The organism is Pseudomonas sp. RtIB026, assembly GCF_016861355.2.
GTDB lineage: Bacteria > Pseudomonadota > Gammaproteobacteria > Pseudomonadales > Pseudomonadaceae > Aquipseudomonas > Aquipseudomonas peradeniyensis.
In genome coordinates, this window is record NZ_AP023348.2 from 2089114 (window position 1) to 2112506 (window position 23393).

The 23393-nt window shown below is 64.6% G+C and carries 22 protein-coding genes; 10 read left to right on the forward strand and 12 right to left on the reverse strand.

The window, feature by feature from the left end:
• Positions 1 to 53 precede the first annotated feature (53 nt).
• Both PRtIB026_RS09440 and pdxH read left to right on the forward strand, forming a co-directional pair.
• Positions 54 to 1031 carry an OmpA family protein gene (locus PRtIB026_RS09440; protein ID WP_203647736.1) on the forward strand — a complete coding sequence of 326 codons (978 nt, stop codon included), beginning with the start codon at positions 54 to 56 and terminating at the stop codon, positions 1029 to 1031.
• Positions 1032 to 1050: 19 nt separating this feature from the next.
• Positions 1051 to 1698 carry a pyridoxamine 5'-phosphate oxidase gene (gene pdxH, locus PRtIB026_RS09445; RefSeq protein WP_203647735.1) on the forward strand — a complete coding sequence of 216 codons (648 nt, stop codon included), beginning with the start codon at positions 1051 to 1053 and terminating at the stop codon, positions 1696 to 1698.
• A 111-nt stretch (positions 1699 to 1809) separates the two neighbouring features.
• Here pdxH and PRtIB026_RS09450 read toward each other — a convergent pair whose 3' ends face one another.
• On the reverse strand, positions 1810 to 2040 hold the full coding sequence (locus PRtIB026_RS09450) for a hypothetical protein (RefSeq protein WP_028692125.1): 231 nt from the start codon (positions 2038 to 2040) through the stop codon (positions 1810 to 1812).
• 146 nt (positions 2041 to 2186) lie between these two features.
• Between PRtIB026_RS09450 and PRtIB026_RS09455 the strand changes: the two genes are divergently transcribed.
• Positions 2187 to 2651: a glycine zipper 2TM domain-containing protein gene (locus PRtIB026_RS09455; RefSeq protein ID WP_050704227.1), complete on the forward strand. Its 465-nt coding sequence runs from the start codon at positions 2187 to 2189 to the stop codon at positions 2649 to 2651.
• A 75-nt stretch (positions 2652 to 2726) separates the two neighbouring features.
• On the opposite strand, the gene PRtIB026_RS09460 is transcribed toward PRtIB026_RS09455, so the two are convergent.
• The 7 genes from PRtIB026_RS09460 to PRtIB026_RS09490 all read right to left on the reverse strand — a co-directional run bounded on the left by PRtIB026_RS09460 (position 2727) and on the right by PRtIB026_RS09490 (position 10345).
• Positions 2727 to 4334: an NAD(P)/FAD-dependent oxidoreductase gene (locus PRtIB026_RS09460; protein WP_232855818.1), complete on the reverse strand. Its 1608-nt coding sequence runs from the start codon at positions 4332 to 4334 to the stop codon at positions 2727 to 2729.
• A 103-nt stretch (positions 4335 to 4437) separates the two neighbouring features.
• Positions 4438 to 5115, reverse strand: a complete 678-nt coding sequence (locus PRtIB026_RS09465) for a COG3650 family protein (protein ID WP_203647734.1) — start codon at positions 5113 to 5115, stop codon at positions 4438 to 4440.
• 235 nt (positions 5116 to 5350) lie between these two features.
• On the reverse strand, positions 5351 to 6052 hold the full coding sequence (locus tag PRtIB026_RS09470; protein ID WP_203647733.1) for an ABC transporter ATP-binding protein: 702 nt from the start codon (positions 6050 to 6052) through the stop codon (positions 5351 to 5353).
• Positions 6053 to 6820 carry a high-affinity branched-chain amino acid ABC transporter ATP-binding protein LivG gene (gene livG, locus PRtIB026_RS09475; protein ID WP_028692121.1) on the reverse strand — a complete coding sequence of 256 codons (768 nt, stop codon included), beginning with the start codon at positions 6818 to 6820 and terminating at the stop codon, positions 6053 to 6055. It abuts the gene before it with no gap.
• Positions 6817 to 8073 (reverse strand): high-affinity branched-chain amino acid ABC transporter permease LivM, encoded by a 1257-nt coding sequence (locus PRtIB026_RS09480; RefSeq protein ID WP_028692120.1) that lies wholly within the window; start codon positions 8071 to 8073, stop codon positions 6817 to 6819. The genes livG and PRtIB026_RS09480 overlap by 4 nt, the downstream gene beginning before the upstream one ends.
• Positions 8070 to 8993, reverse strand: a complete 924-nt coding sequence (livH, locus tag PRtIB026_RS09485; RefSeq protein ID WP_028692119.1) for a high-affinity branched-chain amino acid ABC transporter permease LivH — start codon at positions 8991 to 8993, stop codon at positions 8070 to 8072. Before livH ends, PRtIB026_RS09480 begins: the two co-directional genes overlap by 4 nt.
• A 236-nt stretch (positions 8994 to 9229) precedes the next feature.
• Positions 9230 to 10345, reverse strand: coding sequence for a branched-chain amino acid ABC transporter substrate-binding protein (locus PRtIB026_RS09490; RefSeq protein WP_186735311.1), 1116 nt, complete (start codon positions 10343 to 10345; stop codon positions 9230 to 9232).
• 357 nt (positions 10346 to 10702) lie between these two features.
• On the opposite strand from PRtIB026_RS09490, the gene PRtIB026_RS09495 reads away from it, so the two are divergent.
• Entirely contained in the window at positions 10703 to 11008 is a 306-nt protein-coding gene (locus tag PRtIB026_RS09495) for a DUF2288 domain-containing protein (RefSeq protein ID WP_062363838.1), read from the forward strand.
• A gap of 245 nt (positions 11009 to 11253) precedes the next feature.
• On the opposite strand, the gene PRtIB026_RS09500 is transcribed toward PRtIB026_RS09495, so the two are convergent.
• On the reverse strand, positions 11254 to 13437 hold the full coding sequence (locus tag PRtIB026_RS09500; protein ID WP_186735307.1) for a hypothetical protein: 2184 nt from the start codon (positions 13435 to 13437) through the stop codon (positions 11254 to 11256).
• Between the two features lie 193 nt (positions 13438 to 13630).
• On the opposite strand from PRtIB026_RS09500, the gene PRtIB026_RS09505 reads away from it, so the two are divergent.
• Positions 13631 to 14518, forward strand: coding sequence for an NAD(P)-dependent oxidoreductase (locus tag PRtIB026_RS09505; RefSeq protein WP_203647732.1), 888 nt, complete (start codon positions 13631 to 13633; stop codon positions 14516 to 14518).
• On the opposite strand, the gene PRtIB026_RS09510 is transcribed toward PRtIB026_RS09505, so the two are convergent.
• A complete protein-coding gene (locus PRtIB026_RS09510) occupies positions 14418 to 16682 on the reverse strand; it encodes a putative bifunctional diguanylate cyclase/phosphodiesterase (RefSeq protein ID WP_203647731.1) in 2265 nt (754 codons plus the stop codon). The two genes, PRtIB026_RS09505 and PRtIB026_RS09510, sit on opposite strands and share 101 nt — an antisense overlap.
• A gap of 316 nt (positions 16683 to 16998) precedes the next feature.
• Positions 16999 to 19845 (reverse strand): RNA polymerase-associated protein RapA, encoded by a 2847-nt coding sequence (rapA, locus tag PRtIB026_RS09515; protein WP_267813776.1) that lies wholly within the window; start codon positions 19843 to 19845, stop codon positions 16999 to 17001.
• A 127-nt stretch (positions 19846 to 19972) separates the two neighbouring features.
• Here rapA and PRtIB026_RS09520 point away from each other — a divergent pair, with 127 nt between their 5' ends.
• The 4 genes from PRtIB026_RS09520 to ccoM all read left to right on the forward strand — a co-directional run bounded on the left by PRtIB026_RS09520 (position 19973) and on the right by ccoM (position 21594).
• Complete coding sequence (locus PRtIB026_RS09520; RefSeq protein WP_203647730.1) at positions 19973 to 20668, forward strand: M949_RS01915 family surface polysaccharide biosynthesis protein; 696 nt, start codon at positions 19973 to 19975, stop codon at positions 20666 to 20668.
• Between the two features lie 112 nt (positions 20669 to 20780).
• Positions 20781 to 21107, forward strand: coding sequence for an aspartate-semialdehyde dehydrogenase (locus PRtIB026_RS09525; RefSeq protein WP_203647729.1), 327 nt, complete (start codon positions 20781 to 20783; stop codon positions 21105 to 21107).
• Between the two features lie 73 nt (positions 21108 to 21180).
• Positions 21181 to 21342 (forward strand): hypothetical protein, encoded by a 162-nt coding sequence (locus PRtIB026_RS09530; protein ID WP_177330824.1) that lies wholly within the window; start codon positions 21181 to 21183, stop codon positions 21340 to 21342.
• A gap of 135 nt (positions 21343 to 21477) precedes the next feature.
• Positions 21478 to 21594, forward strand: a complete 117-nt coding sequence (gene ccoM, locus PRtIB026_RS26465) for a cytochrome c oxidase subunit CcoM (protein WP_023629476.1) — start codon at positions 21478 to 21480, stop codon at positions 21592 to 21594.
• Positions 21595 to 21722: 128 nt separating this feature from the next.
• Here ccoM and PRtIB026_RS09535 read toward each other — a convergent pair whose 3' ends face one another.
• A complete protein-coding gene (locus PRtIB026_RS09535) occupies positions 21723 to 22451 on the reverse strand; it encodes an SDR family oxidoreductase (protein ID WP_203647728.1) in 729 nt (242 codons plus the stop codon).
• A gap of 101 nt (positions 22452 to 22552) precedes the next feature.
• Between PRtIB026_RS09535 and PRtIB026_RS09540 the strand changes: the two genes are divergently transcribed.
• A complete protein-coding gene (locus PRtIB026_RS09540; protein ID WP_203647727.1) occupies positions 22553 to 23332 on the forward strand; it encodes a LysR family transcriptional regulator in 780 nt (259 codons plus the stop codon).
• Positions 23333 to 23393 lie beyond the last annotated feature (61 nt).

Below are 23393 nucleotides of genomic sequence, written 5' to 3' on the forward strand. Positions count from 1 at the left end.
CAACGCCTGACGCGTATGGGCAAAATTTCTTTCTATTTCATGGTGTATCGCTGATGTCTTCACATAAAACCTTAGCACTCGCCCTGTGCCTGGCCATGACCGGCTGCGCCAGCCATTCCCAGGACGCCGCCAAGGACAGTGGCTTGAACTGGTGGCCCTTCGGCACCGACAAGGTCGCCGACAAGGAAGTGAAGGAGGCCGTCGTCGAAAACGTCGCCAAGGCTGATGCCAAGTCCGAAAGCGCCAGCCGCTGGTGGTGGCCGTTCGGTAGCGATGAGAAAAAGGACAAGGTCGCGGCGGTGCCGAAGATCGACCAGAAGGCCACCCAGGCCTGGCTCGACCAGTACGAGCCGAAGGTCCGCGAGGCGATCAAGGGCAGCAAGTTTGAACTCGAACGCCGTGAAGATGTGCTGGCGGTAACCATTCCGGTGGACAGCTCCTACAACCCGGACCGTCCGAACATGCTGCTGCCGGTCACCCTCGGCCCGATCACCCAGGTGGCCAAGGCCATCGAGACCGACACCAAGACCGCCGTGCTGGTGCTTGGCCACGCCGACAGCAGCGGCGCCACCGCCGCCAACCAGAAGCTCAGCCTCGAGCGCGCTGCTTCGGTGTCGGCGATCTTCCGTCTCAGCGGCCTGCAGCGTGACCGCCTGATGCTCAAGGGCATGGGCTCGGTGATGCCGCGCGCCGCCAACGACAGCGCAGAGGGCCGCGCCCTGAACCGCCGCGTCGAGCTGCTGCTGACCCCGCAGAACACCATGATCGCGCTGCTGGCCAAGTACCAGCAGGCCGCCCCGGCGCCAGCCCCGGCGGCAATGGTCGCCACCCAGGACGCCAAGGCCCCGGCGGCCAAGCCAGCCGCCAAGGCCGCTGCCAAGCCAGCCGCGAAAAAGCCGGCCGCCAAGGCCAAGGCGCCTGCCAAGGCCAGCACCGCCGCGAAGAAGAAAGCCGCTCCGGCCAAGCCCGCCGCGAAGAAGGCCGCCACCGACAAGAAAGTCGCCGCCAACAGCCCTGCGAAGACCAACTGATCGTCAAGGAAACGCAGTCATGACCCAATCCCTGGCCGATATGCGCCGCGACTACACCCGTGATGGCCTGGCTGAAGCCCAGGCCCCGGGGGAGCCGTTCGCGCTGTTCCACCACTGGTTCGCCGATGCGCTGAAGACCGAGCAGCTGCCGGTGGAAGCCAACGCCATGACCCTGGCGACCGTCGACGCCGATGGCCGTCCGCATTGCCGGGTGCTGTTGCTCAAGGCCCTCGATGCCCGAGGGTTCACGTTCTTCACCAACTATGAAAGCGCCAAGGGCCAGCACATCGCGGCGAACCCGTTCGCGGCCATGACTTTCTTCTGGCCGGCGCTGGAGCGTCAGGTGCGGATCGAAGGGCGGGTGGAAAAGGTCACGGCCAAGGAGTCGGATGACTACTACCAGGTACGTCCTTTAGGCAGCCGCCTGGGCGCCTGGGCGTCGCCGCAGAGCCGGGTGATTGCCGACCGCGAGGAACTGGAAGGGCTGGTCAAGGCCACCGAGGCGCGCTTTTCCGACACCCAACCGCATTGCCCGGAACACTGGGGCGGCTACCGCCTGGTGCCGGAGCGTGTCGAGTTCTGGCAGGGGCGTGCCAGTCGTCTGCACGACCGGCTGAACTTCCGGTTGGTCGATGGCCAGTGGCTGCGCGAGCGTTTGGCGCCCTGACATCTGGGGCCGCTGCGCGGCCCATCGCGGCACAAGGCCGCTCCTACAGGGATCGCGTAACCCCTGTAGGAGCGGCCTTGTGCCGCGATGGGCTGCAAAGCAGCCCCAGCATTACCGATACCCCGCCGCCTCCCGCTCCAGCCACGCCGCCAACTCCTTGCGCCGCACCTTCTCCACCCGTGCCCGCTCCAGCAGCTTGAGCATGAAATCCCGCTTCGCCGGATCCTCCCCGGCCAGTGACAGCGCCAGGTCCCGGTCCATCCAGCGACGCATGCGCACATACAGCCACCCGTGAAAATACAGGCCGGCGATCGTCACCACGACGACGATGAAGTAATCCATGGCTATCCTTGGTCGAACGTAAAAGCCCGCCACACAGTCGGCGCAGGCTGTACCTGGGCTGAATGAAAACAATTTTATAACGTTTGCGCCGTGACACTTGTCAAGGCGCGGAGTCTAATGGACACCTGTCTTATGGAGATTGACCCATGCGTAAATCCGCTTTGCTGCTGGCCAGCTTCACCACCGTGTCGCTGCTGCTGGGCGGCTGCCAGTCGTCGCTGACCGGCGACAGCTACTCCCGTGATGAGGCCCGCCGCGTGCAGACCGTGCGCATGGGTACCATCGAATCCCTGCGTCCGGTGAAGATCGAAGGCACCAAGACCCCGATCGGTGGTGGTGCTGGCGCCATCGTCGGTGGCGTCGCCGGCAGCGCCATCGGTGGCGGCCGTGGCAGCGTCGTGGCTGCGGTGATCGGTGCCGTGGCCGGTGGTCTGGCCGGCTCTGCCGCCGAAGAAGGCCTGACCCGCACCCAGGGGGTCGAGATCACCGTGCGTGAAGACGATGGCAGCATGCGCGCCTATGTGCAGCAAGTGCAGCAGAACGAGGTTTTCCGCGTGGGCGAACGTGTGCGCATCATGACCGTCGATGGCACCAGCCGCGTCACTCACTGATTCCGGCTCATATAAAGAAACCCCGAACGGGCCAGGCCTGTTCGGGGTTTTCTTTTACCTGTAGCCGCGATGCGATTACAGGCCGAGCATGTCCCGCGCCACCGCCTCGGCGATACGGATGCCATCCACGCCGGCGGAGAGAATGCCGCCAGCGTAGCCCGCACCTTCGCCGGCCGGGAACAGGCCCTTGAGGTTGAGGCTCTGCAAGCTGGCATCACGGGTGATGCGCAGCGGCGACGAGGTGCGGGTCTCGATGCCGGTCAGCACCGCGTCGTGCAGGTTGTAGCCCTTGATCTGGCGGTCGAAGGCCGGCAGCGCCTCACGGATTGCCTCGATGGCGAAGTCCGGCAGGCTCGGGGCCAGGTCGCCCAGGGTCACGCCCGGCTTGTAGGACGGCTCGACGCTGCCCAGTGCGGTGGACGGACGGCCGGCGACAAAGTCACCCACCAGCTGCGCCGGTGCCTGGTAGTTGCTGCCGCCCATCACGTAGGCATGGGCCTCCAGGCGCTCCTGCAGCTCGATGCCGGCCAGCGGGCCGCCCGGGTAGTCGCGCTCGGGGTCGATACCGACGACGATGCCGGAGTTGGCGTTGCGCTCATTGCGTGAGTATTGGCTCATGCCGTTGGTGACCACGCGCCCCGGTTCGCTGGTGGCGGCGACCACGGTGCCGCCCGGGCACATGCAGAAGCTGTAGACCGAACGGCCGTTCTTGGCGTGGTGCACCAGCTTGTAGTCGGCGGCGCCGAGTTTCGGGTGGCCGGCGTACTTGCCCAGGCGCGCCTTGTCGATCAGCGACTGCGGGTGTTCGATACGGAAACCGACCGAGAACGGCTTGGCCTCCATGAACACGCCCTTGGCGTGGAGCATGCGGAAGGTGTCGCGGGCGCTGTGGCCCAGGGCAAGGACCACATGGCGCGAGTGCAGCTGTTCGCCGCTTTGCAGTACCACGCCTGTGAGCTGCTCGCCGTCCACCAGCAGGTCGGTGACCTTCTGCTCGAAGCGCACCTCACCGCCCAGGGTGATGATTTCCTCGCGCATCTTCTCGACCATGCTGGTCAGGCGGAAGGTGCCGATGTGCGGCTTGTTGATGTAGAGGATTTCGTCCGGGGCACCGGCCTTGACGAACTCTTCCAGCACTTTGCGACCGTGGTGGTTCGGGTCCTTGATCTGGCTGTACAGCTTGCCGTCGGAGAAGGTACCGGCGCCGCCTTCGCCGAACTGCACATTGGACTCGGGATTGAGCACGCTCTTGCGCCACAGGCCCCAGGTGTCCTTGGTGCGCTGGCGCACTTCCTTGCCGCGCTCGAGCACGATCGGCTTGAAGCCCATCTGCGCCAGCAGCAGCCCGGCGAAGATACCGCAGGGGCCGAAGCCGACCACGATCGGGCGCGCAGGCAGGTCGGCGGGGGCCTGGCCGACAAACTTGTAGCTGACGTCCGGGGCCACGCCGATCTTGCCGTCGCCTTCGAAGCGGCGCAGCAGTTCGTCTTCGTTGCTGGTTTCAAGGTCGATGGTGTAGATGAACAGCAGCTCGCTGTTCTTCTTGCGCGCATCGTAGCTGCGCTTGAACAGGGTGAAGCCGAGCAGTTGCTCATCGCTGATGCCCAGGCGCTGGACGATGGCGGCGCGCAATTCGTCGTCGGAGTGGTCCAGGGGCAGCTTCAGTTCGGTGATTCGTAGCATGGCAGGGTCCAGTATCCCGGCCATGGGCGGCCGGCGGCTTTACACAAACCGCCAAGTATAAGCTGTTAGCCGCCCCGACAGGCAGGATAAAAGCGCCTGGTGATCAGAGGTCGCGGGCGCCGCCGTAGTAGGCGCAGCCCTGCAGGGTCTTGCCGTCGATGCGCAGTTCGGCCTTGAGGTGGCGGATGGCCCCGGTGGCGCCGTCGACGCAGCGTTGCGGCGCGACCCACAGCTCGACGCGCTGGCCATTGGCCTCGCTGGACAGGCTCAGGCCGCCGCCGGGCATTGCCTCTTCCAGGTAAGGCAGCGCCAGCGGATCCTGGCCGATGCGGTTGAGCACCATGCCCTTGCCGCTGGCCTTGATGTCCCAGTCCGGTTCGTGGCCGCCGGCACGCAGGGTCAGTTGCCTGAAGTTCGGGTCTTCGCAGCCGGAATATTCGGAGGTTTCGAGGCGGTACAGGCGGGTCACGTCAAGCTGGCCGTCGCTGCCGGCCTGCTTGCTGCCGGTCATGCGCGCGCGGACGTCGGCAAACAGCTTGTCACCGGCGTCGTCGGCCAGGTTGGCGGCTTCCTGCAGGATGCCGGTGGCGGCGGCGTCGTTGACGATGAAGCGGCGGCTTTCGCTGCAGGGCTTGAACAGCAGATGACCGCCGGCCGCGCTCAGTTCGCCTTGCATGCGGGTGGTGCCCAGGTTCGGGTCTACCGGTTTTTCGGCCAGCATCTGGCAGCCGGTGAACAGCGGCAGCAAGGCGGTGAGCAGCAGGGAAGGGGTGAGGCGCATGGGGCGGGCTCCGGGAGACTTTGCAGAATAACGGGCCACGGTACCGAGGCTGGGCGCTGATCACAAGTGGACCGTGTGTCGGCCCTTTCGCGGGTAAACCCGCTCCCACAGGTTCACCACCACCCTTGTATGCAGTGATGTACCTGTGGGAGCGGGCTTGCCCGCGAAGAGGCCGGCATAGGCGATATATTCCTGGCAGGCAGAAAAAAGGGCCTTGCGAAGGCCCTTTGATCATTCAACCCCCCAGATATGCGTCGCGCACCTTCGGATCGGTCAGCAACGCTTCACCGGTACCCTGCATCACCACCTTGCCGTTCTCCAGCACATATGCCCGGTCGGCGACCTTCAGCGCTTGGTTGGCATTCTGCTCCACCAGGAACACGGTCACGCCATCGCGGCGCAGCTGTTCGATGATGTCGAAGATCTGCTGGATGATGATCGGCGCCAGGCCCAGGGACGGCTCGTCGAGCAGCAGCAGCTTGGGCTTGCTCATCAGCGCCCGGCCGATGGCCAGCATCTGCTGCTCGCCGCCGGACATGGTGCCGCCGCGCTGGATGTAGCGCTCCTTAAGGCGCGGGAACAACTGCAGGACCTTGTCCAGCTGCTCCTGGTAGTCGCCCTTGTTGGTGAAGAAACCGCCCATGGCCAGGTTCTCCTCGACGGTCAGGCGCGAGAACACGCGGCGGCCTTCCGGCACCACCGCGATGCTCTTGCGCATGATGTGCGAGGACGGCTGGCCGACCAGTTCCTCGCCCAGGTACTTGATGCTGCCGCTGCTCGCCTGGGGCGAGCCGCAGAGGGTCATCAGCAGGGTCGACTTGCCGGCGCCGTTGGCACCGATCAGGGTGACGATCTCACCCTGGTTGATCTCCACGTTGACGCTGTGCAGCGCCTGGATCTTGCCGTAGAAGGTGGAAACGTTCTCGAACTTCAGCATTTACGCCTCCCCCAGGTAGGCCTTGATCACATCAGGGTTGCCGCGGATCTCTTCCGGCGTGCCATCGGCCAGGGGCGTGCCCTGGTTGATCACCACGATGTGGTCGGAAATGCTCATCACCAGCTTCATGTCGTGCTCGATCAGCAGCACGGTCACGTTGTGGGATTCGCGCAGGTAGGCGATGAGGGCCTTGAGGTCCTCGGTCTCCTTGGGGTTGAGGCCGGCGGCCGGTTCGTCGAGCATGATGATCCGCGGTTGGGTCATCATGCAGCGGGCGATTTCCAGGCGCCGTTGCTGGCCGTAGGCGAGGGTGCCGGCGGTACGGTTGGCGAACTCGGTCAGGTTGACCTTCTCCAGCCAGTACTGCGCGCGCTCCATGGCCTCCTTCTCGCTGCGGCGGAAGCCCGGGGTCTTGAACAGGCCGGCGAAGAAGTTGGTGTTCAGGTGGCGGTGCTGGGCGATCAGCAGGTTTTCCAGCGCGGTCATTTCCTTGAACAGGCGCACGTTCTGGAAGGTCCGCACCACGCCCTTGCGGGCGATCTGATGGCCGGCCAGGCCCTGGATCGGCTGGCCGTCGAGCAGGATGGTGCCGCCGCTGGGCTTGTAGAAGCCGGTGAGGCAGTTGAACACGGTGGTCTTGCCGGCGCCGTTCGGGCCGATCAATGCCACCACCTGTTTTTCCTTGACGGTCAGGCCCACGCCGTTGACCGCCAACAAGCCGCCGAAGCGCATGCTCAGGCCGCTGACTTGCAGAATTTCGCGGCTCATCGAGGCAGCTCCATGTGCGGACGTTGCATGGGCAGCAGGCCCTGCGGACGCCAGATCATCATCAACACCATCAGCGCACCGAACATCAGCATCCGGTATTCGCTGAACTCACGCATCATCTCCGGCAGCAGGATCATCACGATGGCCGCGAGAATCACGCCCAGCTGCGAACCCATGCCACCCAGCACGACGATGGCGAGGATGATCGCCGACTCGATGAAGGTGAACGACTCCGGTGTCACCAGCCCCTGGCGGGCGGCGAAGAAGCTGCCGGCGAAACCGGCGAAGCAGGCACCCAGGGTGAACGCCGAGAGCTTGATCACGGTGGGGTTCAGGCCCAGCGCACGGCAGGCGATCTCGTCTTCACGCAGCGCTTCCCAGGCGCGCCCGATCGGCATGCGCAGCAGGCGGTTGATGACGAACAGCGCCAGCAGTGCCAGCAGCAGGGCCACCAGGTAGAGGAAGATGACCTTGTTGATCGAGTTGTATTCCAGCCCGAAGAACTCATGGAAGGTCTGCATCCCCTCGGCGGCGCGGCGCTCGAAGGTCAGGCCGAAGAACTCAGGCTTGGGGATGTTGCTGATGCCGTTGGGGCCGCCGGTCCAGTCGGTGAGGTTGCGCAGGAACAGGCGGATGATCTCGCCGAAGCCCAGGGTCACGATCGCCAGGTAGTCACCGCGCAGGCGCAGCACCGGGAAACCGAGCAGGAAGCCGAAGGTGGCGGCCATCAGGCCGGCGATCGGCAGGCATACCCAGAAGCTCCAGCCCAGGTAGTGCGAGAGCATCGCGTAGCTGTAGGCGCCGACGGCGTAGAAACCGACGTAACCCAGATCGAGCAGGCCCGCAAGCCCTACCACGATGTTCAGGCCAAGGCCCAGCAGCACGTAGATCAGGATCAGCGTGGCGATGTCGACCGCGCCGCGCGAGCCGAAGAACGGCCAGATCAGCGCCGCCACGATCAGCCCCATGATGACCCAGCGCTGGGTCTTCGGCAGGGTGAGGAAGTTGGTCACCGAAGGTGGAACCAGCTTGCGCTCCGAGCGGCGGCCCATCACCGCGCTCCACTGCTTGTCGAACAATACGCGCAGGAACATCAGCACCGAGCACGCGGCGATGATGCTGATGGTGAACGAGCCCTGGCTGTGCACGATCAGGCTGATGCCGTCGATGCTGAGTTTCAGGCCCAGCACCGGGAAGGCCACGGCCCAGACCAGCAAGGCGCTGAAGAACGCCTGTTTGAGATTTCTGTTCATACTTTTTCAACCTCCGGGCGGCCCAGGATGCCGGTCGGCCGGAACAGCAGGACAAGAACCAAAAGACCGAATGCCACCACGTCCTTGTACTGGTCGCCGAAGATGTCGGCGCCGAACGCTTCGGCCACGCCCAGCACCAGCCCGCCGAGCATGGCGCCCGGGATGCTGCCGATGCCGCCCAGTACCGCCGCGGTGAAGGCCTTCAGGCCCACCAGGAAACCGGCGTTGGGGTTGATCACCCCGTACTGCATGCTCAGCAGCACGGCCGCCACCGCCGCCAGCGCGGCACCGATGACGAAGGTCAGGGCGATGATGTTGTTGGTGTTGATGCCCAGCAGGTTGGCCATCTTGATGTCCTCGGCGCAGGCGCGGCAGGCGCGGCCCAGGCGGGAACGGGAGATGAACAGGGTCAGGCAGGTCATGGCGACGAGGGTCACCACGAACACCAGGATCTGCATGTACGAGACCAGTACTTCCTCAGCGCCCCCCGGGCCGAACGAGAAGCTGCCGGGGATCAGGTTGGGGATGGACTTGTCTTTTGAGTCCTGCGACAGCAGGACAGTGTTCTGCAGGAAGATCGACATGCCGATGGCGGAGATCAGCGGGATCAGCCGGTTGCTGTTGCGCAGCGGCCGGTAGGCGACCCGTTCGATGCTGTAGCCGTAGGCGCTGGTGACGAAGATCGTGGCGACGAAAGCCACGGTCATCAGGATCGGCAACGAGTGAATGCCCATCATGGCCAGCCCGGCAAGGGCGATGAAGGCCACGTAGGAACCGATCATGTACACCTCGCCGTGGGCGAAGTTGATCATGCCGATGATGCCGTACACCATCGTGTAACCGATGGCGATCAGCGCGTAGGTACTGCCGATGGTCAATCCGTTAACCAGTTGTTGTAGGAAATGGTAGATCTCAGGCATTACAGCGCTCCTAAAAACCTGATTTGCATTTCTCTGGCGGGGGATGACCCCGGCCCATGTTCTCGTGGTCTACGCCACGTGATCTTGTGCGGGCACAACCAGGAAACCGCGGGTGACGGTTTTAAGATTTTCAGGTGAACCGGCTCCCGGATCACGGGAATCAGGTCCATAGAACCTCGTAAAACAAAGCCCACTGCTCGCACAGTGGGCTTCTCGGTCAGCTATTAGTCACGCAGTTACTGAGGGGAGACTTCGGTCTTCGGCTTGCCGAAGTGCCATTCGTAGACCACGAACTTGAAGTCTTTCAGGTCGCCCTTGGCGTCGTAGGACAGGTCGCCGGTCGGGGTCTTGAAGGTACCGGCGTGGATGGCGGCAGCCACCTTGTCGGTGTCTTCGGACTTGGCGGCCTTGATGCCTTCGGCGATCAGCTGGACAGCCGAATAGGCCGGGAACACGAACGGACCGCTCGGGTCCTTGCCGTCGGCCTTGATGGCGTCGACGATGGCCTTGTTCGCAGGGTCGGCGTCGAACGACTTCGGCAGGGTGACCAGCAGGCCTTCGGAGGCGCCCTGGGCGATCTGCGAGATGGAGTCGTTACCCACGCCTTCCGGACCCATGAACTTGGCCTTCAGGCCCTTCTCTTGCGCCTGGCGCAGGATCAGGCCCAGCTCTGGGTGGTAGCCGCCGTAGTAGACGAAGTCGACGTTGTTCTGCTTGAGCTTCTGGATGATCGAGGAGAAGTCCTTGTCACCGGCGTTCAGGCCTTCGAAGACGGCGACCTTGGTGCCTTTCTTCTCGAGGGTGGTCTTGACCGCGGTGGCGATGCCTTCGCCGTACTGCTGCTTGTCGTGCAGGACCGCGACGACCTTCGGCTTGACGTGGTCGGCGATGTAGTTGCCGGCGGCCGGGCCCTGGGCGCTGTCCAGGCCGATGGTGCGGAAGACCATCTTGTAGCCACGGCTGGTGATGTCCGGGGAGGTGGCGGCGGGGGTGATCATGATCACGCCTTCGTCCTCGTAGATGTCGGACGCAGGCTGGGTGGAGCTGGAGCACAGGTGGCCGATCACGTACTTGACGCCATCGTTGACCACTTTGTTGGCGACGGCCACGGCCTGTTTAGGGTCGCACGCGTCGTCGTATTCCTTGGCTTCGAGCATCTTGCCATCGACGCCGCCCTTGGCGTTGATGTCCTTGATGGCCTGTTTGGCGCCGACGAACTGCATGTCGCCGTACTGGGTCACCGGCCCGGTCTTGGGACCGGCGATGCCGATCTTGATGGTGTCGGCGGCAAACGAATGGCTGGCGACTCCGGCCAGAACCATCGCGGCAAACAGCTTGGAAATCTTGATCATAGTGCTCCACTCATTCTGTTGTAATTCTTATAGTCCTGAGGCCAGGGCTACAGACCGGGCGGGATTTCGGCCTGGCTACGCCATGCCGTAAGCCCACCTTCCCCCGGAACATGTCCCGGAACTGTACCGGTACAGTGTAGAGCGCTGTCCGAGCGCTTGAAAAGCGGGCGAAAAGCGTCTGTTTCGAGGGGTGTCGCCTGGTCGACATAAAGATACAGAAAAGCGCCATCACTTTGCCGGTATCTGCGGCCCGCCCCCACAAGTTCGGGCCTGATCGACCAAATTACGTATTTGAAACCAGGTTTTTCTGCAAAAATGCCGGCCTTTTTGTTGGACGATCTTTGCGCAGGTAAACCCATGACTGATCAAGTAAGCACCCTCTATGCCAAATTGCTCGGCGAGACCGCCGTCATCGAGTGGAAAGCCCTGGAGCGTTTCTGGGCCAAGGGTGACCTGATTTGGGTCGACCCCAGCCTTGACCTGATCACCGTTGCCGAGGCGATGGCCGAGAATCGCAGCGAGATCTTCGCCAAGTGGCGTAATGATGGCACTGTCGGGGCGGTTTCCGCCGAGCAGGCGCTCGACCTGCAAACCCGCGATCCAGAGATCTGGGCGGTGGTGGTTTCGCCGTTCATCGTGATCCAGGCGAAGAAAGCGGAATAAGCACGCGCTTTTTTAGTGCGCAAAAACGCGCAGGCGCCTCACGTTGGTGCGCGTTGACGCTCACGTAAGGTGGAAGTTGGTAACAGTGGCGGGGTGATTTGGCGGGGCGGTAACAGTTTACGGGATGCGTAAATGGGGCTGCTGCGCAGCCCTTTCGCGGCACAAGGCCGCTCCTACAGGAGGGCGCGATTTCCTGTAGGAGCGGCCTTGTGCCGCGAAAGGGCCACTAAGTGGCCCCAGCTCTATCAGTAATCCACGCGCCCGGTATGGCTGTTCAGCGAAATCACCCGGGTCTTGCCGATACGATGGCGGAAGATCTCGCGCAGGTACTTCACCGCCTTCTTCACGCACTCGCGCGACAGGCGGATATCGTTGATCGAGACGAAGCGGCTCTTGTCGTTGATCAGCTCGCGGTACTTCTTCTCGTACATCGGTTTGATCGCATACCAGTTGGTGTCGAGGATCTTCGCCGGGTTCTCGAACTCGTTGAGCAGGTCGTCGATGCTGTCTTCATCGAAGTGCTCGCTGGTGATGAACTCCAGGATCGCGTTGTCCATGGTGTCGTCGAAGCGGTACGGGTTGCGCGCGAAGCAGCGCTTGATGAACGCCACGATCAGGGTCAGGAAGTCATCCGACAGGCACGGGCTCTTGGCGATCAGGGTGGTCAGCGACAGGTTGGCCGAGGCGCCGATCACCAGTGCGTAGCGCTTGAGCGTGGTGTTGGGGAACAGGCTGTTGAGGTGGGTCTTGAGCCGGTTCAGGTCCATGTACGACAGCTTGTAGTCCTTGGGCAGGGATACGATCGACACCACCGACGAGCAGTTCTTGAAGAAATGCAGGTCGTGCAAGGCTGCGGCGTCGTAGCCCGAGGCCTGGTACTGCTCCAGCGCGGCACGGTAGCGGCGCGACTCGATCGGCAGCAGGCTGATGCCCTCGATGGCCTGGGTCTGCTTGTTGAAGTGCGGCAGGTCGATGGAGCGGAAGAACAGGTCGTCGATGTCCAGGCGCGGCTGCTCGCGCTCGAACACCTTGAACTTGTCCGAGCCCGCCGGCGGCACTTCCGGCACCACCGATTCGGCGTAGGCAATGGCCACGGGGCCTGCCAGGCTCATGAACAGGTCGTTGGCGTCCAGGCGGATGGTCTCGCCGATATCGATGCCGGCGCGACGGAAGTAGTTCTGGTCGTAGTCGGTGGTCACCGCCTGGGCGGTGAGGATGTTGAAGATCTGCTGGGAGATGTACTGGTTGGCGTGCTTCTCCATGGCGTTGACGTCGATGTTCTGGATCGTGCCGTCATCGCTCTCCTCGGCGTAGCGCATGATGTCGTTGGAGATCAGCATCATCGCGTTCCACGGGCGGATGCGGCCCATGACGCTGGCTTCGCTGCTGTCTTCGTTGTCGAAGTTGTACGAGAAGTCCCATTCTTCCGACAGGTACTTGCACAGCAGGCGCCCGGCGTTGATGTGCAGCGCCTCGGACATCTCGCTGCGGTGATCGGAGGCGTTGGGCAGCACGCAGATGCCGCTGGTGAAGATCGGCTCGAAGACGAACGAGTGCCCGCTCTTGCCGTCGTTCTCGTCGGCCGGCTTGGTGTCGAAGGTCTTGTTCATGTACGAGTACTGCTGGGCCAGGCCGAACTCCGAGGCCATCCCCGAGCCGGTGCCGCCGCCGGCGCTGAAGATGTAGAAGTACAGGCGCGACTGGTTGGCCTTGATGCCGCAGGAGTCGATCAGGTACGAGTGGATCAGCTTCCAGTCGGCGCTGGAGAAGCGCTGGGTGTCCTTGTTGAGGATGATCTTGGCCAGGTACTGGCCGAGGATCGGCGCGTTGCCGGCGCCCCCGGCATGCACCTCGGACAGGTCCATGATCTTCATCTTGCTGTAGTCGCGCAGGAAGCCGCCACGCTCGCCCTTGCGCGAGAAGCGGATGCGCCCGGCGATGTCCTTGTCCAGATCGCCCAGCATCACCAGCGGCTCGACCAGGAACACCGGCTTGGCGGCCTTGTTCTGCACCAGGCGCAGGTTCTGGCGGATCCAGCGCGCCGGGCTGTAGCCGGCCTCGCCCTTGAAACGGTCCTCGTTGTTGTACTCGTTGAGGAAGAAGGTACGGGCGTTGTACACCAGCTCTGCGACGTCCAGGGCGATGTTCGAGCCGCAGCGGCCCAGGCCGATCAGGCACACCGACGGGAACTGCTGCTCCAGGCGCAGCTGGTCCTCGTCCTCGACGTGCAGGTTCGGCGGAAACACCAGGTCGCGCAGGCCGTCGAGGTTGTCGAGGATGCGCTGGATGTCCTGCTCGGTGAAGTACAGGTACTGTTGCGCCGGCGTGCTGCGGGCGGCGGGTAGGTCTCGAGCACTGCCGGCGGTCAGCGAGGTGGGGCTGAGGGTCGGCTCGGGAGCCGCATTGGCAGAAGTGTTCGTAGAGGTCATAGTGCGCCATTTGCCTGGAGTGGTTGGCTTCCCGGTGATGAATATCATCTAGCCATCACGGAGAAATTTCGCGACTTTATCAGTGCGTCTTTTTCTTATGCGATAGGGGGTTTCCTTAGTCGGACTAAGGTTTTTCCCTTCGCACCCGCATTGCATCGTCCGTTTGTCACGCTTCTTTAATCTGGAGTCGCTCATGAGTACTGCATTGCCTTCGCTGGGGTTTGCCGGGATCGGCCTGATGGGCCTGCCGATGTGCCGTCGGCTGTTGGCCGCCGGGTATCCGCTGACCGTGTGGAACCGCAGCCCGGACAAGTGCGCCGAGCTGGTCGCCGCCGGTGCGCGACTGGCCGCCAGCCCCGCCGAGCTGTGCCAGGCGACGGATATGGTGCTGTTGTGCCTGGCCGACACGGCGGTGGTGCGCGAGGTGGTGTTCGGCGAGCAGGGCGTCGCCCAGGGCGGGCGCAGCGGTCAGTTGCTGGTGGACTTCTCCAGCCTTGAGCCGACCGCCACCCGGGAGATGGCCGCCGAGCTGGCTGCCCTGTGCGGCATGGCCTGGCTCGATGCGCCGGTGTCCGGCGGCACGCCGGGGGCCGAGGCGGGTACTCTGGCAATCATGGTCGGTGGCGAGGCCGATGATCTTGAGCGGGCGCGGCCGGTGCTGCAGACCCTGGGCCAGCGGGTGACGCACATGGGCGCGGTGGGCGCCGGCCAGGTGACCAAGGCGTGCAACCAGATGATCGTGGCCTGCAATGCGCTGGTGATCGCCGAGGTGGTGGCGCTGGCCGAGCAGTCAGGGGTCGATGCGCGGCTGATTGCCGAGGCGCTGGCGGGCGGGTTTGCCGACTCCAGGCCGCTGCAGATTCTTGCTCCGCAAATGGCCGAGAGCCGCTTCGAACCGGTCAAGTGGCATGTGCGCACCTTGCTCAAGGACCTCGACACCGCGGTGAAATTCTCCCGCGAGCAGGGCTCGGCGACGCCGCTCAGTGGCCTCGCCGCGCAATTGATGCGCCTGCACGGTAGCCAGGGCTATCTGCAAAAAGATCCGGCGACCCTGGTAACGCTGTATCGCAACAAGGACTGAGCTCGCCCGGCTGGCGGTCGAGCCGTTCGAGGATCGGCCGCAGTTCGGCCAGCGGCACTGGTCGGCTGAGCAGGTAGCCCTGCAGGTAGTCGCAGCCATGACTGGCCAGGAATTCATGCTGTTCGACGGTCTCGACGCCTTCGGTGACCACCTTCAGGTGCAGGGTGTGGGCCATGATGATGATCGCCTGGACGATCTCCCGGTCCTTCTGGCTGCCCGGTACGTCCTGGATGAACGAGCGGTCGATCTTCAGCACGTCCAGCGGCAGGCGCTTGAGGTAGGCCAGCGAGGAATAACCGGTACCGAAGTCGTCGATCGACAGCGCCACGCCCTGGGCGCGGATGCGCTTGAGCAGGCTGATAGTGTGGTGGATGTCACCCATCAGCGCGTTCTCGGTGACCTCCAACTCCAGCTGGCGCGGCGCCAGGCCGGCCTGGAACAGCGCCATTTCCACCTCGGTGGCCAGCTCCTCGCGGCCGAGGGTGAGCGCCGAGCAGTTCACCGTGACCTTCAGTTCGCCGTAGCCATGGCGATTGAGCTGGGCCAGATCCTCGCAGGCCCGGCGCAGCACCCACAGGTCCAGCTCGGCGATCAGGCCATTGGCCTCGGCGATGCAGATGAAGCGGTCGGGGCTGAGCAAGCCGTGTTGCGGGTGCTGCCAGCGCACCAGGGCCTCGAGCTTGGCGACCTGGCCGCTGCGCAGGTCGAAGATCGGCTGGTAGTGCACGCACAGGCCGCGCTCCTCGAACAGCGCCACACGCAGTTCCTCTTCCAGTTGCAGCTCCAGGGTGGCGCGGGTCTTCAGGCCGTTGTTGAAGAAGTTCAGGCTGTTGCGCCCGCAGCCCTTGGACTGGTACAGCGCCAGGTCGGCGTTCTTCAGCAGTTCCTCGGTGCTCTGGCCATCGTCGGGGAAGATGCTGATGCCGATGCTGGTGGTCATCACCATGCGCCGGCCCGCCAGGTCGATCGGCTCCTTCATTCGTTGCATGATGCGCTGGGCCAGATGACGGGCCTCGTCGCGGCTGTTGAGACTGGTGACGATGCAGAACTCGTCGCCGCCGAAGCGCGCCACCAGGTCCTGGCCGCGGGTGGCGGCCTTGATATGGTCGGCGATGACCTTGAGCAGCTCGTCGCCGGCGGCATGCCCGAGGCTGTCGTTGATGCGTTTGAAATGGTCGATGTCGAGGAACATCACCGCCAGCATGCCCTCATGGGCGGCCTGCTCGGCCAGGCGCTCGGCGAACACCTGGTTGAAACCGCGGCGGTTGACCAGGTTGGTCAGGGCGTCGTAGTGGGCGGCCTGCTGCAGCGAGGCCCGGGCCTGGTCGAGCTGGCTGAGCAGCACATTGACCCGGCGCAGGTCGTGCTCCTTGCTCTGCAGCTTCTTGTCGGCCAGCGCCGCGCTGATGCTGCCGCCGCTGATCAGCAGGGTGATGACGGCGATGGTCAGCGCCAGTTGCAGACTGTTGTCGGCCGAGGGCAGGCGCAGGGCGGTTTCGCCGGGAATCACCAGGGTCATGGCAGCCATGCCGGTGAAATGGGTCAGCACGATGCCGCCGGCCATTAACAGGCTGGCGCCGTACTTGAGCAGCAGGTGCAAGGTGCCGCTGCCCTTGTTGAAATAACGGGCCATCAGCAGCGCCAGCAGGCTGACGAGCACGGCGATGCCGATGGAGGCGAGCAGCAGGCCGGTCTGGTAGTACTGCTGGGCGCTGGTCTGCAGGGCGGCCATGCCGGTGTAGTGCATGAGGCTGATGCCCAGGCCGATGAACAGCGCGGTCTGCAGGTAGTGGCGCAGGCGCATTTCGCTGCGGTTGAGGCTGTTCATCGCCAGCCAGGCGGCGAGCAGGGCCACCAGCAGCGACAGGCCGGTCAATGGCGCGTCGAAGTGGATCTCCAGCGGCGCCTGGAACGCCAGCATGCTGATGAAGTGCATGGCCCAGATCCCGCCGGCCAGGCAGCAGGCGCCGAGCACCCGCCATTGCCGGCGGGCGAAACGGTCATCGCAGTGGCTTTGCCTTTCGCTCATGTCCAGCGTGGCGAAACAGGCGGCGCTGGCCACGATAAAGGCGAGCAGCACCAGGAAGGGGTTGTGTCGACAGTCGAGGATGATCTGTCCGGTCGCCGGCAGCTCGGCGAACAATTGCAGTCCCAGCCACTCCATTGCAGGCCTCTTCGTCGAGTCTTCACTCGTCCCCAAAAAGCACGGATGGAGACTGTTCCTGCTGGAGTATAGGAACGGGTGCTTAAGCCTTCCTGATTAATGGCACTTTGGTTTCTACCATTTGGATATGAAGGCAATAGCTGGATGGTCTAAACGGATACCGCTGCCCCGCACAAACCCTGTAGGAGCGGCCTTGTGCCGCGAAAGGGCCGCGCAGCGGCCCCGGCGATCTTTGCATGAACGCTGAAATCCTGGGGCTGCTTTGCAGCCCTTTCGCGGCACAAGGCCGCTCCTACAGAGGATGCGTGAGTCCTGATCAACCGGCGACAAGCACCCGGATTGCCTCGAGACGCAGCGCCGCTTTTTCCAGCGCCGCCAGCCCTTCTTCGCGCTGCTTGCTCAGCGCATCGATCTCGCTGTCACGCACGCTCGGGTTCACGGCCTTCAGCGCGGTCAGGCGCGCCAACTCCTCGTCGGCCTCGGCGGTAAGCCGCTGCCGGGCCTGGGCCACGCGCTCGTCGTGGATCGGCAGGACCTTGGCTTCGCCGGCGGCGATGCGCTTGGCCAGCACGTCGCGCTGGGCCTGGACGAACTTGTTGGCGCTGGCCTTGGGCACGCTTTCGAGCTGGTCGTTGAGGGTTTCGAACGCCACCCGCGGGCCCAGGTCGTTGCCGTTGGTGTCGAGCAGGCAGCGCAGCGCGGCCGGCGGCAGGTAGCGGCCCAGCTGCAGGCTGCGCGGGGCCACCACTTCGCTGACGTAGAGCAGCTCGAGCAGCACGGTGCCGGGTTTGAGCGCCTTGTTCTTGATCAGCGCCACCGCGGTGTTGCCCATCGAGCCGGACAGCACCAGGTCCATGCCGCCCTGGACCATCGGGTGCTCCCAGGTCAGGAACTGCATGTCCTCGCGCGACAGCGCCTGGCCACGGTCGTAGGTGATGGTCACGCCTTCGTCGTCGCCCAGCGGGAAGCTGGCGTCGAGCATCTTCTCGCTCGGCTTGAGGATCAGGGCGTTTTCCGAGTGGTCTTCGCTGTCGATGCCGAAGGCGTCGAACAGGGTTTCCATGTAGATCGGCAGGGCGAACTGGTCGTCCTGTTCGAGAATGTCCTCGACCAGCGCCTGGCCTTCGCCGGCACCGCCGGAGTTGAGTTCCAGCAGGCGGTCGCGGCCGGTGTGCAGTTCGGCTTCCAGGCGTTCGCGCTCGGCGCGGGCCTCGGCCACCAGCTTGCTCCAGCTCTTTTCGTCACTGTCGGCCAGCAGCGGCAGCAGGCGCGGGCCGAACTGGTGCTGCAGGGCGTTGCCGGTCGGGCAGGTGTTGAGGAAGGCATTGAGGCCTTCGTGGTACCACTGGAACAGGCGCTCCTGCGGGCTGTCCTGCAGGTACGGGATGTGCAGCTGGATCGTGTGCTTCTGGCCGATCCGGTCGAGACGGCCGATACGCTGTTCGAGCAGGTCCGGGTGTGCCGGCAGGTCGAACATCACCAGGTGATGGGCGAACTGGAAGTTGCGGCCCTCACTGCCGATCTCGGAGCAGATCAGCACCTGGGCGCCGAATTCCTCGTCGGCGAAGTAGGCGGCGGCGCGGTCGCGTTCGAGGATGCTCATGCCTTCGTGGAACACCGTGGCCGGGATGCCGGAGCGCACGCGCAGGGCGTCTTCCAGGTCCATGGCGGTCTCGGCGTGGGCGCAGATCACCAGGACCTTGGTGCGTTTGAGCATCTTCAGGGTGTCGATCAGCCAGTCGACCCGTGGGTCGAAACGCCACCAGCGCTCGTCGTCGCCGCTCTCGCCCTGGGCCTGGAAGGCCACTTCCGGGTACAGCTCGGCGCGCTCGCCCGAGGGCAGCTCGGCGTAGGCGTCGGGGTTGGCCAGCGGGTAGGGGTGCAGCTGGCGCTCGGGGAAGCCCTGGATCGCCGCGCGGGTGTTGCGGAACAGCACGCGGCCGGTGCCGTGGCGATCGAGCAGCTCGCGGATCAGGCGGGCACTGGCCTGGCTGTCGCCATCGCTGACCGCGGCCAGCAGGGCCTCGCCTTCGGCGCCGAGGAAGCCCTGGATGGTGGCGTGGGCCTTCGGCGACAGACGGCCTTCGTCGAGCAGTTCCTGCACGGCTTCGGCCACCGGGCGATAGTGCTCGCTCTCGGCGCGGAAGGCGGCCAGGTCGTGGAAACGGTTGGGGTCGAGCAGGCGCAGGCGAGCGAAGTGGCTGTCCTGGCCGAGCTGTTCCGGGGTGGCGGTGAGCAGCAGCACGCCCGGGATGACCTGGGCCAGTTGCTCGACCAGCGCATATTCGGCGCTGGCCTGCTCCTCGTGCCAGACCAGGTGGTGGGCCTCGTCGACCACCATCAGGTCCCAGCCTGCGGCGAACAGCGCGTCCTGGGCCTTCTCGTCCTCGACCAGCCATTCCAGGGCCACCAGCGCCAGCTGGGCATCCTCGAACGGGTTGCTGGCGTCGCTCTCGATGAAGCGCTCGGCGTCGAACAGCGCCACCTGCAGGTTGAAGCGTCGGCGCATTTCCACCAGCCACTGGTGCTGGAGGTTCTCGGGCACCAGGATCAGCACGCGGTTGGCGCGCCCGGACAGCAGCTGGCGGTGGATCACAAGGCCCGCCTCGATGGTCTTGCCCAGGCCCACTTCGTCGGCCAGCAGGACCCGTGGGGCGATGCGGTCGGCCACTTCACGGGCGATGTGCAACTGGTGGGCGATGGGTTGGGCGCGCACGCCGCCCAGGCCCCACAGCGACGAGAGCATCTGCTTGCTGGTGTGCTGCAGGGTGTTGTAGCGCAGCGAGAACCACGACAGCGGGTCGATCTGCCCGGCGAACAGGCGGTCGCTGGCCAGACGGAACTGGATGAAGTTCGACAGCTGCGTCTCGGGCAGGGTGCGCGGCTGGTTCTGGCCGTCGATGCCGTGGTAGACCATCAGGCCGTCGATGTCATCGACCTCCTGCACGGTCAGCTTCCAGCCTTCGAAGTGGGTGATCAGGTCGCCGGGCGAGAAGCGCACGCGGGTCAGCGGCGCATTGCGTAGCGAGTACTGGCGGGTGTCGCCCGTGGCCGGGTAGAGCACGGTCAACAGGCGGCCATCCTGCGCCAGGATGGTCCCAAGACCGAGCTCGGCTTCGCTGTCGCTGATCCAGCGTTGCCCCGGTTGATACTGCTGCGCCATACTGCCAAAACTCCCGCGATGAAAAAGCCGACTATGTTAACGGATCGGCTTCGCCAGACCAATGAATGTGAAGAGTCTAGCGCTTTCATCGACGAACACCGTCCCGTCACGAGGGCCACGCGCCAACATGGTTGCCAAGCACCGCTGGTTGAACGTCACCCTGGGCCTGGGCAGCCTCGCGCTGTTGGCCGCCTGTGAACAGAAGAGCTTCGAGGTCCTGCCGCCTATTCCGGTCGAGCAACTGGAGGTGCTCGGTGTGCAGACGCCGATCAAGAGCGTGCACTTCCACGACCGTGAGGGCGAAGGCCTGCTGGTGCTGAGCCGGGCCGATGGCCAGGCCACCGACCCCGATACCGAGGAGGAAGTCGACAAGGTGGTGCTCAAGGCCACGCTGTATGGCCGCGCTGCCGGTGGTGACGCCTTCAAGGCGCGCTGGCAGATCGAGCAGGAGACCACCTGCGCCGGGCTGGACCTGGACGTCGACTTCTATACCGATGTCAGCGATGTCGGCGACCTGAACAAGGACGGTGTCGCCGAAGTGACGGTGGCCAGCCATGCTTTCTGCGGCGGCGGCATCGACCCCCATGACATCGCCATCGAGATGCGTGAGGGCCAGGCGATCTACACCATCACCGGCCAGTCGCTGATCAGCCCGCCCGGTGAGGACGCGTTCGGCGGCGAGCGCGAGGACAGCGCCTCGCTCAAGAGCGCCCCGCAGGTCGTGCGCGAGCACATGGATGCTGTCTGGCAACAGGTCTACAAGCGGCCCTGGAGCGAGTCGAGCGCCGCGCCCGACGACGACCCGGACGAAGAAGCCGAGTAAGCCCGCGCTATACTCCAGCGCAGTGTGGCCTTGTGATACGCCGCACACCTTTGACCGCGGGCATTCAAGGCGGCGCACCACCAGCCGATAACAAGGCTACAGGAGACCCATCATGCTGCCGCCGATCATCCCGCTCAGTGCCGCCCCCGTGACCTCGCAACAGGATCCGGTCAAGCCGCCGCCGACCATCCCGCCGGTGGTACCCGCGCAGCCGACCTCCAGCGACGGCTCCATCGACCTCAAGCACCACCGCGACCCCGAGGAGCAGACCTTGCTGCTGCGCGAGGAGCAGCGCCGCCAGCAGCAACGGCGCAAGCAGGCCGAAGGGGACCGCTACGAAGCCGTGCCCGGCGAGGAGCTCAACGCCGACAACACCGTGCCGGTGGCGCCGATGGGCGAACGCACGCGCCAGGGGCTGTTGGTGGATATCGAAGTCTGACCAGGCTCTGTACCCTAGTCAGCGTTGCCGCTTGCCTTCATCATGAAGGCCTCTGCTGTCCGTCGAGCCCGCCATGAGCCAAGACAACCTGATCGATTTCGGCGCCGAACGCGCCAAACGCATCCACGACCTCAATGACAAGCGCCTGAACGACATGCGCCAGGCCTTCGAGCAGGCCATGCCGCTAACCCAGGCCAAGAAGAAAAAGCCCAAGGGCAAACCCAAGAAGCGCTGAAACTTGATGCAGGTCAACCCTGCACCCGCCTCGCGCGCCCGGCCTCGGGCGCCATTGACTCCGGTCAATTTTCCCCCTCCCGGCATTGGTTACCTTGCACCCATCGGATGACGGCACATCAAGGGAGGGGCCGACATGTTCTTCGACAACGTGGTTATCGCCGGTGTGGTAACGGTCGGGTTGATGTTGGCGTTCTTCGCCGGTCTGGGCATTTTCATCTGGAAGGACTCGAAAAAGCGCAATCAGCGCTGATCCTTCCCGATTCACGAGCACGCAAGGCATTTAGGGCGACTTCGGTCGCCCATTTTTTTGCCTGTATTTTCATCACGGGGTGGGGCCTGCCGACGAACGGGGCGCATCGCGCCCCGGATACATCCATCTCAGGGCTGCTGGGCGGTCGCCGCCAGCACGATCTCGCGAATGCACACCTGCTGCGGCTGCTGGTAGGCCCAGACGATCGCCCCGGCCACATCCTCGGCACTCAGCACCACGCCACCCATGTCATTGGCCTTCCACGCCTCGTAGTCGCGCTTGATGCCCTCGTCGGTGGTGTGCCCGAGCAACTCGGTCTCCACCGCGCCCGGGGCGATGGTCACCACCCGCACATTGTGCGGCGCCAGCTCCTCGCGCAGGTTCTCCGACAGCCCGTGCACGGCGAACTTGCTGCCCACGTAGGCGACATGGTTGGGGAAGGTCTTGCGCCCGGCCACGGAGCTGACGTTGATCAGCGTGCCGTGGCGCCGCTCGATCATCCCGCTGACCAGCGCATGCACGCCGTTGAGCAGGCCCTTGACGTTGATGTCGAACATGCGCTCCCACTGCTCCGGATCCTGCTCGTGCATCTGCCCCAGCAGCATCACGCCTGCGTTGTTCACCAGGGCATCGGCCGGGCCGTACAGCGCTTCGGCCTCGGCCACGGCGGCGACCAGCGCCGCCCGGTCGCGGATATCCACGGCGCGGCACAGGCAATCGGGGAGCGCCAGCGCCTCGAGGCGTTCCAGGCGCCGGGCGATCAGCAGCAGCGGATGCCCTGCGGCGCTAAAGCGCCGGGCGGTGGCGGCGCCGATACCGGAGCTGGCGCCAGTGACGATGATCAGGGGTTTGTTCATGGTTGCCTCCAAGGCATAATCGCTTTCGATGGCCAGGATTCTAGATAGCGCTCGCGGCCATGAAAAACGGCTTATTTCTCTGGCTGGCATCGGTTCTATCTATGGATATCCGTCATCTCAAGGCATTCATCGCGGTCTTCGAAGCGCGCAACATCACTGTAGCCGCCCAGCGTTTGTGCGTGGCCCAGCCGACCTTGTCGGTGACCATTCGCCAGCTGGAAGAGGACCTTGGCGCCGAACTGTTCCTGCGCCAGGCCCGCGGCGTCGAAGTCAGCGAACACGCCCGCGAGCTGTATCCCCAGGCCTGTCGCATGGTGGCCGAGGCCGAGGCCTTGCGCCTGCGGTTTCGCCAGGGGCAGGAGCGGGTGCCATTGGCGCTGGGCATCGAGGCGGACATCGCGCCGGCCCAGGTCGAGGCCTGCGTGCGCCTGGCCAGCCAGGCGGTGGCGGGTTTGCAGTTGACCCTGCTGGAAGGCTGCGACGGCGACGCTCGCTTGGCCGACGAGGCCCAGCGTTGCGAGGATGAACTGTTCCTGGCGCTGTGGGAGGAAGCGTTCGTGCGGGTGATGGCCACCGGCAGCCAGCCGGACGGGCGCTGGGTCACCTGCCCGCAGCACCCTTCGCACCAACGCCTGATGGGCTTGTATGACGGGGGCGAGCAGGTCGGCCAGGCCGGTTCGTTGCAACTGGTCCTGGCCATGGTCGCCGCCGGGCAAGGCGCGGCCTGGTTGCCGCAGTCGCTGGTCGAGCGTTGCCCGGGTGTCTACTGGCAGCCGGGCAGTGGCCTGGCGCTGCGGCGTCGGGTCGGGCTGTGCATGTCCCACGAGGCCTTGGCACTGCCCGCCGTGGCGGCGCTGCATCAGGCCCTGAGCCGCGTTTGAAGGGTGGTAGGCGTTTCTACGTGTAGGAGCGGCCTTGTGCCGCGAAAGGGCTGCGCAGCAG

Bases quoted from the DNA above. Each gene is read 5' to 3' on its own strand.
- PRtIB026_RS09520 (WP_203647730.1), top strand. From the start codon at position 19,973: ATGGTTGCCAAGCACCGCTGGTTGAACGTCACCCTGGGCCTGGGCAGC.
- PRtIB026_RS09460 (WP_232855818.1), bottom strand. From the start codon at position 4,334: ATGCTACGAATCACCGAACTGAAGCTGCCCCTGGACCACTCCGACGAC.
- PRtIB026_RS09470 (WP_203647733.1), bottom strand. From the start codon at position 6,052: ATGCTGAAGTTCGAGAACGTTTCCACCTTCTACGGCAAGATCCAGGCG.
- PRtIB026_RS09505 (WP_203647732.1), top strand. From the start codon at position 13,631: ATGAGTACTGCATTGCCTTCGCTGGGGTTTGCCGGGATCGGCCTGATG.
- PRtIB026_RS09450 (WP_028692125.1), bottom strand. From the start codon at position 2,040: ATGGATTACTTCATCGTCGTCGTGGTGACGATCGCCGGCCTGTATTTT.
- PRtIB026_RS09495 (WP_062363838.1), top strand. From the start codon at position 10,703: ATGACTGATCAAGTAAGCACCCTCTATGCCAAATTGCTCGGCGAGACC.
- livG (WP_028692121.1), bottom strand. From the start codon at position 6,820: ATGAGCCGCGAAATTCTGCAAGTCAGCGGCCTGAGCATGCGCTTCGGC.
- rapA (WP_267813776.1), bottom strand. From the start codon at position 19,845: ATGGCGCAGCAGTATCAACCGGGGCAACGCTGGATCAGCGACAGCGAA.
- PRtIB026_RS09540 (WP_203647727.1), top strand. From the start codon at position 22,553: ATGGATATCCGTCATCTCAAGGCATTCATCGCGGTCTTCGAAGCGCGC.
- PRtIB026_RS09465 (WP_203647734.1), bottom strand. From the start codon at position 5,115: ATGCGCCTCACCCCTTCCCTGCTGCTCACCGCCTTGCTGCCGCTGTTC.
- pdxH (WP_203647735.1), top strand. From the start codon at position 1,051: ATGACCCAATCCCTGGCCGATATGCGCCGCGACTACACCCGTGATGGC.
- PRtIB026_RS09490 (WP_186735311.1), bottom strand. From the start codon at position 10,345: ATGATCAAGATTTCCAAGCTGTTTGCCGCGATGGTTCTGGCCGGAGTC.
- PRtIB026_RS09525 (WP_203647729.1), top strand. From the start codon at position 20,781: ATGCTGCCGCCGATCATCCCGCTCAGTGCCGCCCCCGTGACCTCGCAA.
- PRtIB026_RS09535 (WP_203647728.1), bottom strand. From the start codon at position 22,451: ATGAACAAACCCCTGATCATCGTCACTGGCGCCAGCTCCGGTATCGGC.
- PRtIB026_RS09510 (WP_203647731.1), bottom strand. From the start codon at position 16,682: ATGGAGTGGCTGGGACTGCAATTGTTCGCCGAGCTGCCGGCGACCGGA.
- PRtIB026_RS09530 (WP_177330824.1), top strand. From the start codon at position 21,181: ATGAGCCAAGACAACCTGATCGATTTCGGCGCCGAACGCGCCAAACGC.
- PRtIB026_RS09480 (WP_028692120.1), bottom strand. From the start codon at position 8,073: ATGAACAGAAATCTCAAACAGGCGTTCTTCAGCGCCTTGCTGGTCTGG.
- PRtIB026_RS09455 (WP_050704227.1), top strand. From the start codon at position 2,187: ATGCGTAAATCCGCTTTGCTGCTGGCCAGCTTCACCACCGTGTCGCTG.
- PRtIB026_RS09440 (WP_203647736.1), top strand. From the start codon at position 54: ATGTCTTCACATAAAACCTTAGCACTCGCCCTGTGCCTGGCCATGACC.
- PRtIB026_RS09500 (WP_186735307.1), bottom strand. From the start codon at position 13,437: ATGACCTCTACGAACACTTCTGCCAATGCGGCTCCCGAGCCGACCCTC.
- ccoM (WP_023629476.1), top strand. From the start codon at position 21,478: ATGTTCTTCGACAACGTGGTTATCGCCGGTGTGGTAACGGTCGGGTTG.
- livH (WP_028692119.1), bottom strand. From the start codon at position 8,993: ATGCCTGAGATCTACCATTTCCTACAACAACTGGTTAACGGATTGACC.